We start from the raw sequence: 9,105 nt of genomic DNA, 5'->3' as shown, positions 1-9,105 counted from the left end.
GCGCGATGCAGTCTATTGCATATGACGTTTTTATGACAGAGTTTGTCGCATCACGTTCAAGAGGAGGGCAAACATGGGTGAAAAACGGAAACGAGTCTATGAAGCGCTTTTGGATGGCGCCACAGAAGGTCTTTCCGGCAAGGGGCTTTACGATTTCGTTTTGAAACGTTGCCCAAAGGCGACCAGCAAGAAGATTGTGCGTGCCTCGCTTCTGGCGCTTACCGATCCCCATGTAAGGGATCCGAATATCCTGAATACCATCTACGCGCTCGCCATAAAACACAGGATGGATGAGGTCGGCTCCGCCTACGATCCCGATGACGAGGAGAACGCTGCTGAGAAAACCCCAGTTCTGCGCAAGCTGAAAAAGAAAGCGGAATCGTCCGCCTATGCAGCCCTCCAGGCGCATCCGACGAGATTAGGAAGCTCGTTTCAGGTCACCCGCGCTTTGTAGCTACCAGCGCTGCGATGCTTGACATCGTTGCCCCAAATGGCACGCTGCGGGAAAAGTTGGGGAACTTCTAAATGTTTAATATCGGGACGGGTTATCGCTTCCTGATGATCGAGGGAACGTCAGAAGGATGGGGTGAGCTTGTGTTCACCGAGACTGTCGTTGATATCGATGGTCCTCTTCTCAAGTTGGCGTCGGGGAGGATTATAAACTCGCATTCTTCTCTGTTTGTATCCGCCAACCCGGTGACAATGCTCGCCTCGGCATCCTCGATGCAGGAAACCGCGCCGGAAGGGATTGCCTAAAGCCAAAACTCCAATGTTATCCAAAACGTGGGGCGGGTATGGGTAGAAAGCTCACACTCGTCGGCCTGGTAACGCTCGAAACGACAAAGTTCCAGTATACCGACGGCATAGGCGTTGTGGCGCATATCAGCCCCGACAACTGGGTCGTTGATCAGGCATTGCTCGATCGGCCGGGCAACAAGGATATCCAGCTAGACCTCTTGGGTGACTACGGCAGCAACGTACCACTTTATCCGCAATTCCAGGCGTTCTTCCGCGACCGCCAACCGCCGACGCTGATCGTGTGGGGCAAGAACGACAAGATCTTCCCTGAGTCCGGTGCCCATCCCTATCTTCGCGATCTTCCGAACGCCGAGATGCACATTCTCGACAGTGGCAATTTCGCCCTCGAGGACAAGCTCGACGTGATGGCGCCGCTCATTCGCGACTTCCTGGACCGCAAGGTTTGCAACTAGTCGAATAGCTAATCCATCCCGGGGGCCAGTTGCCCCGCGCGCCCCCTAAAGGAAAGATCATGACCAATCCCGTTTCGGGCGCCCAGGCAGATGGGGAGCCATCCCTCTCGATCGTCCTCGTACATGGCGCCATTGTTGATGGCTCCGGGTGGCAACAAGTCTATAGCGAACTTGTTTGCGCGGGTTCGAAGTGCTTGTCGCTCAGCACCCGACGACCTCGCTTGAAGGGGACGTTGCCGTCACCGAGCGCCTAATTGCTACGGCTCGCCACCCGGTGCTCCTGGTAGGCCACAGCTACGGTGGAGCCGTTATCACCGAAGCCGGCGTCAATCCCAAGGTTCAGTCGCTGGCCTACATCGCGGCTTTCGTGCCCGATGTCGGCGAGTCGGTCGCAGCGCTGAATGAAGCGCCGGAAGAGCCAGGTGAAAAGAAGGCGCCATTGTTGCCTCCGCAGGATGTTTACCTCGTTGTCGATCCGGCCCGTTTTCCGGCAGTGTTTGCCGCCGATGTCGATCCCGCCATCACGCGGTTCATGGCGGCCGCACTGCTACCCTGGGGCCTTGCGGCAGTCATTGCGCCGCTCACGCACGGGGACGCGTTCCGACAGATCGAGGACGAGTGCTAGCCTCCGATCCACAGACAGGTGCCGCACTTCACCATCGGCGTTCTAACCGGCTTGCAGAACCGTCTTTTTTCTGCATTGTATCAAGCTCACGTTGGGGGAAGAAATGGCTACAGGCATAGTAAAATTCTTTAATGGTGACAAAGGCTTTGGGTTCATCAGCCCCGACGGCGGCGCCAAGGACGTGTTCGTACATATTTCGGCGCTACAAGCATCCGGCATTCAAACGCTACGCGAGGGTCAAAAGGTCTCTTTCGACACCGAGCCCGATCGCATGGGCAAGGGTCCGAAGGCAATCAACATCGACCTGCTTTAGATTTGATCTCGGCCGCAGCGTCTCATGGGCGCTTAGCGGCGTGACTTGGCCCCGCCCCGGGTTTCGTAGACACCCTCGGGAGAGATTTCTGCTGCTTCTCGAACTCGACGGGCGACAGCATCCCGTTTCTGACGTGCTTGCGTTTCGGAGGGTAGAACATCTCGATGTAATCGAACACATCCTGGCGGGCCTCATCGCGTGAATGGTAGAGCCTGCGGCATGTCCGTTCGCGCTTCAGAAGATTGAAGAAGCTTTCCGCGACTGCGGTGTCGTGATAATTGCCTCGACAGCTCATCGCGTGGACCAGGTTTGGTGCTTCAGGAACGAGGCCCAGTCCATGCTGGTGAGAGCCTTGGTCCGAATGGATCAGTATGTGGTACTTTGGCTCGCCGCCACACGGCCATCAGACGCATCAGACCCTAGTTCAATCGGCGCCTGAACATCCATGCCGAGACAGGCATGGTGACGGCGGCGATGGCAACGAGCGCTAACATGTCGGGCATCATCTCACTGACATGCGCGCCCTCGAGGTAGACGCGTCGGGTGATCGATATCGCGTATTTCAAGGGATTTATCACGGTCGCGTATTGCAAAACCTCTGGCATGTTGTCCGTCGGCGACATCAATCCCGAGAGCAGCATGAAGGGCATGAGGAAGATGAAACACAAAACCATCGCCTGCTGCATGTTTCCCGCCAACGACGACAGGAACAGTCCAAATCCGATGGCGGCCGCCAGAAATAGCGCAAGTCCCAGGTAGAGGGTAGCGAACGATCCCGCGAAGGGAATCCGAAACCAGAACAGCGCGACCAACAGGATTACAGAGGCCTGGACGATGCCGACAATCATCGAAGGCACGGCCTTGCCGATCATGATCTCGGTCGGTGTAAACGGAGCAACGAGGAGCTGGTCGAAGGTTCCCTCCTCACGCTCGCGCGCGACCGACATCGCCGTCAGCAACATCGTCATCATCATAGTTATGGTTCCGACGAGCGACGGTACCATCGTCCACCGGGTTTCGAGTTGCGGGTTGAACCACGCTCGGGTCGTGACTTGGATCGCGCCTGGAGAACGCCTTTGGGCAAGCCAGTTGCTTGAGAAGTCTCCTATGATCGTATTTGCATAACTCTGGGCGACGCCGCTTGTGTTCGAATTACGTCCGTCGGCAACCACTTGGACGATCGACGAGGCGTCGCTCTCAAGCTTTCGTTCGAAGTCCTGTCCGATGACGACGATGAGGACCACCTGCTTCGTGTCCAGCAACGCGGCCGCCTGGGCTGTCTGGGTCAGCGTCGCTTGCCGCTGGAACACCCCGGAACCTTCCAGTTTGGCGACAAGGGCCCTCGATGTCGCGCTGTGATCCTGATCGACCAGCGCATAGGGGACGGTATTGAGATCGTAGCTAGCGGCATAACCGAAGATGAGGCACTGGAAGATTGGCGGCAGCAGCACGCTTGCGCGGCTCTTCGGATCCTTCAGCATGACAAGGAGTTCCTTACGGATAATTGTCAGGATTCGAAACAACGACGCCAGCATCATGCGATCCTCTTTCGGGTAAGCCTCACCGAAAGCCCAAGCAGCACTGCCGCCATGGCGGCGAGTACAGCGGCGTTTGGCAGGATGACCCCCCAGATGTTGCCGGCGAGGAACAAAGTCTGGAGGAGCGTCACGAAGTAGCGTGCGGGGAATATGTAGGTGATGATCTGGACAGCGAACGGCATACTGCGGGGATCGTACATGAAGCCCGATAACATCATGGCTGGAAGAAAGGTCGCAAACAGGGTGACCTGGCTCGCGACGAATTGGCTCTTGGTCGCCGATGAGATGACCAGCCCGAGGCCGAGCGCGACGAGAAGATAGAGCATCGATACGATAGTGAGGATGACCAGCGAGCCACGAAACGGGACCCCGAACAAAAGCTTGCTGCCGACGACGCAGAGCGCCAGCCCCGCCAGTCCAAGCAGGAAATAGGGGATCGTCTTTCCGAGCAGGATTTCCACTGAACGAACCGGGGTGACGAACAGTGCTTCGAAGGTCCCGCGCTCCCACTCCCGCGCCATGACAAGAGCGGTAAGCAGCGCGCCGATCAGCGTCATCACCAGCACGATGAGACCTGGTACGAGGAAATAGGTGCTGTCATTGGCTTCGTTGAACCAGAGCCGGCTAACAATCGTGATGCCTGAAAGCTTGCCGCCGTTTCGGGCCGCCTCCTTCGCTGCCCAGACCCCAACCGCACCCTGCGCATAACCGAGCGAGATCCGCGCCGTATTTGAATCCGCCCCGTTGACGATTAACTGGACTTCCGCAGTGCTGAGCTGGATCGATCGCGCGAAATCTCTGGGAATGCGGACGATCGCTCTGATATCGTCTGACATCAGCATTTGCTCGGCCTCCACCATGGTCTTGACTCTTCGGGCGGAGAAATAGTCCGAGAGCTCGAAACTTGATGCCATGCCGCGCGCCGCGCCAGAATCGTCTTCGATGACGATGGCCACGGGGACGTTCTTGATGTCCAGGTTGATGCCGTAGCCGAAAAGCACGAGAAGAGCGACCGGCATGATGATGCCGATCGCGATGCTGCTAGGGTCACGCAGGAGCTGCCAGGCTTCCTTGCGCACCAGCGCGCGTATACGCCTGAGTGCCGAGGTCAGGCCACTTCGTCCCTGATCGCTCATGAGGTGCTCTCCTTGGACTTCTGCCGCTCTTTCTCAACGATCGCGATGAATGCTTGCTCCATGGTCGGGGCGTCGTTTTCCGTGCTCTTTGCGTGTGTCCTGATTTCGAGGGGGGTGCCTTCTGCAAGGTTCTTGCCTGCGTCCAGAATGATGATCCGATCGCAGTACTCGGCCTCCTCCATGAAATGGGTCGTCACGATGACGGTGACGCCCTGTTCTGAGAGTGCAGTGATCCGCCCCCAGAACTGCCGCCTCGCCAGCGGGTCGGCCCCGCTAGTCGCCTCGTCGAGGAACAGGATGTCGGGTTCGTGCAACAGTGCTGCCGCAAGTGCGAGCCGCTGCTTGAAACCGCCGGGCAACTGTCCGCTCGGAAGGCCAGAGAATTGTCCAAGTTCGAACTGCTCCTTCAGGGTATTGATCCTGTCGCGCTTGGCGCGTCCCCGCAGCCCATACGCGCTGGAAAAGAATTCCAGGTTCTCATCGACAGTGAGTTGGGCGTAGAGGGAGAACTTCTGTGCAACATAGCCGAGCCGCTGGCGTGCTTTTGCCCCCGCAGTCAATAGGTTCGCCCCTGCTACCTGCAGCGTGCCGCTGCTTGCCGGCAAAAGGCCGCAGAGCATCTTGAATGTCGTGCTCTTGCCGGCCCCGTTCGGTCCCAGTAGGCCGTAGACCTCGCCACGCTTCACGCCGAAGCTGACATGGTCCACAGCGGTAAAGTCGCCAAAGGTGCGGACAAGGTCCCGCACCTCTACGATTGTCTCAGCAGAGGCCGGATGTTGGCTCGAGCTTTCTGTCCGGCTCTCGCGTCGTTCGTCGCCTGTGGCCTCATTGAAAAGCATCATGAAGGCGTCCTCGAAGCGAGGTTTTACCGCCTCGATCTCAAGCTTTGTACCCTCCACCTCGAGCGGTCGTTCATGCTCTGCAGATTTGCGCACCACGCGGACGCGTCCAGCTTCCGGAACTGCATCAACGACGCCGGGAAGTGAAAACAGCCGGGCTTGGAGTGATCGCGCCAGCATGCCCTTTGCGTCCCTCATCAAAAAGCAATTTCCTTTTGCCTTTTCTGTAATGTCCGCTGGCCGCCCCTTGGCGAGAACTTGTCCCGCATGCATCAGCACGGCGTGTTCGCAGCGCTCAGCCTCGTCCAGATAGGATGTCGACACGATCACAGAGAGCTCGTCTTCCACGATGAGCTTGTGGACGATCTCCCAAAGCTCGCGGCGGGAGAGCGGATCGACGCCGACGGTCGGTTCGTCGAGGAGCAGCAGTTGTGGCGAGCGGACGAGCGTACAGGCAAGCCCGAGCTTCTGCTTCATGCCTCCCGAGAGCTTGCCCGCCGGCCTTTCCTTGAACCGCCCGAGCTGTGTCATCTCGAACAGACGCGGGTAGATGTTGTTCCTCTGCTCCTGTTCTATCCCGTGCAGATCGGCATAGAGATCGAGGTTTTCCTGGACGCTCAAGTCCTCGTAAAGACCGAAGCGCTGAGGCATGTAGCTAATCCTGTCCTGGACCTGTTGCGGCGAACGGGCGACGTCGATACCGATGACTTCGATGCTGCCGGCGTCTGGTGCGACCAGGCCGGCGGCCAGTCGCAATAGCGTGGTCTTGCCGGCGCCATCCGGGCCGACCAGGGCCGTCAGCGTTCCGCGAGCCACTTCAAGCGAGATGCCAGCAAGGGCATCGACGGGCTTACCGGCGTCGCGCTTGAAGGTCTTGCGAACGTCCTTGGCGACCAGGGCTGTCTGTTGGGCGTTCATGGCTTTCACCCTATTTCTGCGCGGTCGCTGCGACGTCGCTACCGAGATCCGGTCTCACGGTTGCCGGCATTCCAAGCCTTAGGACGTTATCTGGATCCTCGACAAAGACTCGCACCTCGTAGACCAGGCTGCTTCGGAGCTCCTCCGTCTGTACTGTTTTCGGTGTGAACTCGGAGACCGAGGAGATGAAACCGATCCATCCCGGTATCGGCCGTCCCGGAAAGGAATCGACGCTGATGGTTGCCTTCATCCCAGGGCGCAGTAGCCCGATTTGCGTCTCGGAGACATAGGCGCGAACCCATTTAGGATTGACTGTGGCGAGCGAGAACGCTGTCCGCGTCGGCGAAGCCATTTCCCCCGGCTCGATTAGCCGGGATCGTACGATCGCTTCGACTGGGGCTACCAAATTGGCTTCCGCGAGCTGCTGATGCAGCAGGGCAACGTTGGCATCCGCCGCGCGAAGCTGCGCCTCTGCTTCTTCGATGTCCTCGATCCGGGGACCGATCACAAGCAGATCCAATGCCTTCTGATTAACCTCCACCTTGGCATCGGCCTGCTTCGATTCCGATTCCGCCATCTCAAGCGAGCGCTGGCTGGCGACGGCTCGCAGAGCAAGGGAGCCTTGGCGCTCATACTGCGCCCTCGCGTTCGCCGCCTCAACCTTCGCCGATCCGAGATTGGCGCGCGCCTGGGCGATGTCCTCCGGGCGACTGCCGTTCTTTAGCCGGGCAAGGTTGGCGCGCTGGCTTGCCGCTTGCGCCTCCGCTTGCGCCGCTTGGGGAGCGAGCCTGCTGGTATCCAGCCTCCCGAGCACCTGATCCTTTTTTACCCGATCCCCCTCCTCGACGAGCACCTCCGCGACCCGCTCGCTCCCGTTGAAGGCGAGATCGACCTGCCTGAAATCGATGTTTCCATAGAGAACAACTCCCCCGGAGCCGTTGCGGTCATGGAGATACCAATACGCCCCGCCTCCTGTGAGGATCGCGAGAAAAGCGACGATAATTAGAATGCGCTTCATGACTTCATTCATCTCCGCGGCTAAGTCGACTTCTCGTTGGTTTCGGTCTGTGCTGCAGGGTCGATTTGATCAGGTCATTCGGGTTTGGATATCCTCATTCGCGCAGAATAGTCTCCGCGTCCTGGATGGCGAGCTGGTCAAGGTCTGGCGCGCTTGAACCAGAGCCAAACGGCTCGTGGAAGAGTACCCCCATCACAGAGCTGGCTCGCTTTGTCTGAACAGTTCACGGCGTTTCGTTAAGTGGTTACGCCTCGATTATGCGGCCGCCTTCATGCGCGTCAGTGGGTATTGTAAAAGGTCCAATAACGGCCGATCCCAGCGCGGGCCTCGGACACAATTTTGAAGGCCCGAAGATAAACCTCCTCCTAATTGATCGACCGCCAGAGCCGCTCGACAAGGACGTCGTCCCGCCATACGCCCCCTCCCATCCATCCAACCCACCCTTCTTCAACACCGCCGTGAAGTCGACGGACGTGAAATACGATCCTTGGTCGGTATTGAATATGTCGGGCTTGCCATACCGGGCAAGGGCCTCCTCGACCGCCTCTATTAGCCGTCTCTATCGTGATCACCATGAAGGCACGCAACGAATGAACCAATAGACGACGGCGCAGAGATAGACGACGCACTATGCCATTGGAATTTAGGTGAGGCCCAGACCCGGTGAACGTGAGCTTGCGTAGGAAATATGAATAGAGGCGCAGCTGCCTCCAGGCGGTCCGCCCCGACGTAATCGCATTCTTCAGTTTGTGATGATCGGCTCGGCCTACGCGCAACCCTTGGAAGACCCGTGCAGGGCGAGCCACCTCAGCCACGGAGACCGTCTTGCCATAGAAATGGCTCGATAAATCACCGGACAGGATCTCTCACTTAATAAGTGAGCGAGGTAATGCTCCCATTATAAGCGCTCGGACAATCAACCTGCGAAGCCAAGCTCCGCCCTCGCGATTATGCTTGTTGGTTGCACGACTTTGAACGGGAGGGCCTCAGGTCGACGGGCCCATCACTTCATCGCGTGTCGGACAATTCCATGGCAAGAACCAGATCAGTTTCCGTAATTTACCGTAACGTACGTGCGGCCGGGGCTGATTGCTGCTAGCCTGTCTTCATGGAGTTGCGAGGGGCCTCCGCATCCACAAGTATTTTTCGCTCGACCGGCGGCTGCATTTTCTGCGGGTGCAAGCGAGGTTGCCCAGACGTCCGGTGGAGACGATGATCCGTCTTCCACCAAAGAAAGAAAAGGTGCGATCATGACAAGGTTTCTTGCTTGGTGTGCAACTTGGCTGGCGGCGGTGTCCTGGCTCGTCATTCCGACAGAGCTACCGACTGCCTACGCGCAGCAGCCAGCGCCCGCACCCGCTTCTGCTTCAGCCGCCGCGCCGGCACCGAGTACCGCCGAAACAGCAGCGACGCCTCAGGCCTTGACGGAGGACGAACTCGAGACGCTTGTCGCGCGCATCGCACTTTATCCGGATGACCTCGTGGCACTGATCACGGCTAGCTCGCT

At 58.4% G+C, this 9,105-nt stretch carries 7 protein-coding genes and 5 pseudogenes; 6 read left to right on the top strand and 6 right to left on the bottom strand.

Going from position 1 to position 9,105, the window contains the following annotated elements:
• Window positions 1–73: 73 nt before the first annotated feature.
• The 5 genes and pseudogenes from AF71_RS32085 (at window position 74) to AF71_RS30880 (ending at window position 2,149) form a co-directional block, all read left to right on the top strand.
• Complete coding sequence (locus tag AF71_RS32085) at window positions 74–454, top strand: hypothetical protein (protein WP_246733907.1); 381 nt, start codon at window positions 74–76, stop codon at window positions 452–454.
• Window positions 455–525: 71 nt separating this feature from the next.
• Window positions 526–756: a hypothetical protein gene (locus AF71_RS30895; RefSeq protein ID WP_169684500.1), complete on the top strand. Its 231-nt coding sequence runs from the start codon at window positions 526–528 to the stop codon at window positions 754–756.
• A 62-nt stretch (window positions 757–818) separates the two neighbouring features.
• Window positions 819–1,211, top strand: a pseudogene (locus tag AF71_RS30890) (alpha/beta hydrolase); the annotation flags it as partial.
• Between the two features lie 59 nt (window positions 1,212–1,270).
• Window positions 1,271–1,800 (top strand): annotated as a pseudogene (locus AF71_RS30885) (alpha/beta hydrolase); the annotation flags it as partial.
• 139 nt (window positions 1,801–1,939) lie between these two features.
• Window positions 1,940–2,149, top strand: a complete 210-nt coding sequence (locus AF71_RS30880) for a cold-shock protein (RefSeq protein WP_169684498.1) — start codon at window positions 1,940–1,942, stop codon at window positions 2,147–2,149.
• Window positions 2,150–2,171: 22 nt separating this feature from the next.
• Here the strand turns inward: AF71_RS30880 and AF71_RS30875 are convergent.
• The 6 genes and pseudogenes from AF71_RS30875 to AF71_RS30850 form a co-directional block, all read right to left on the bottom strand.
• Window positions 2,172–2,556 (bottom strand): annotated as a pseudogene (locus AF71_RS30875) (IS3 family transposase); the annotation flags it as partial.
• A 12-nt stretch (window positions 2,557–2,568) separates the two neighbouring features.
• Entirely contained in the window at window positions 2,569–3,687 is a 1,119-nt protein-coding gene (locus tag AF71_RS30870; RefSeq protein ID WP_210258452.1) for an ABC transporter permease, read from the bottom strand.
• Window positions 3,684–4,823: an ABC transporter permease gene (locus AF71_RS30865; protein ID WP_169684496.1), complete on the bottom strand. Its 1,140-nt coding sequence runs from the start codon at window positions 4,821–4,823 to the stop codon at window positions 3,684–3,686. Before AF71_RS30865 ends, AF71_RS30870 begins: the two co-directional genes overlap by 4 nt.
• A complete protein-coding gene (locus AF71_RS30860; protein WP_169684494.1) occupies window positions 4,820–6,580 on the bottom strand; it encodes an ATP-binding cassette domain-containing protein in 1,761 nt (586 codons plus the stop codon). Before AF71_RS30860 ends, AF71_RS30865 begins: the two co-directional genes overlap by 4 nt.
• Before the next feature lie 10 nt (window positions 6,581–6,590).
• Window positions 6,591–7,598, bottom strand: a complete 1,008-nt coding sequence (locus AF71_RS30855) for an efflux RND transporter periplasmic adaptor subunit (protein ID WP_169684492.1) — start codon at window positions 7,596–7,598, stop codon at window positions 6,591–6,593.
• 284 nt (window positions 7,599–7,882) lie between these two features.
• A pseudogene (locus AF71_RS30850) lies at window positions 7,883–8,256 on the bottom strand (IS3 family transposase); the annotation flags it as partial.
• 592 nt (window positions 8,257–8,848) lie between these two features.
• Here AF71_RS30850 and AF71_RS31415 point away from each other — a divergent pair.
• Window positions 8,849–9,105 (top strand): annotated as a pseudogene (locus tag AF71_RS31415) (DUF3300 domain-containing protein); the annotation flags it as partial.

The organism is Rhizobium sp. 57MFTsu3.2 (assembly GCF_012932765.1).
Classification (GTDB): Bacteria; Pseudomonadota; Alphaproteobacteria; order Rhizobiales; family Rhizobiaceae; genus Rhizobium; species Rhizobium altiplani.
This window is presented reverse-complemented; position numbering and strand designations above follow the sequence as displayed.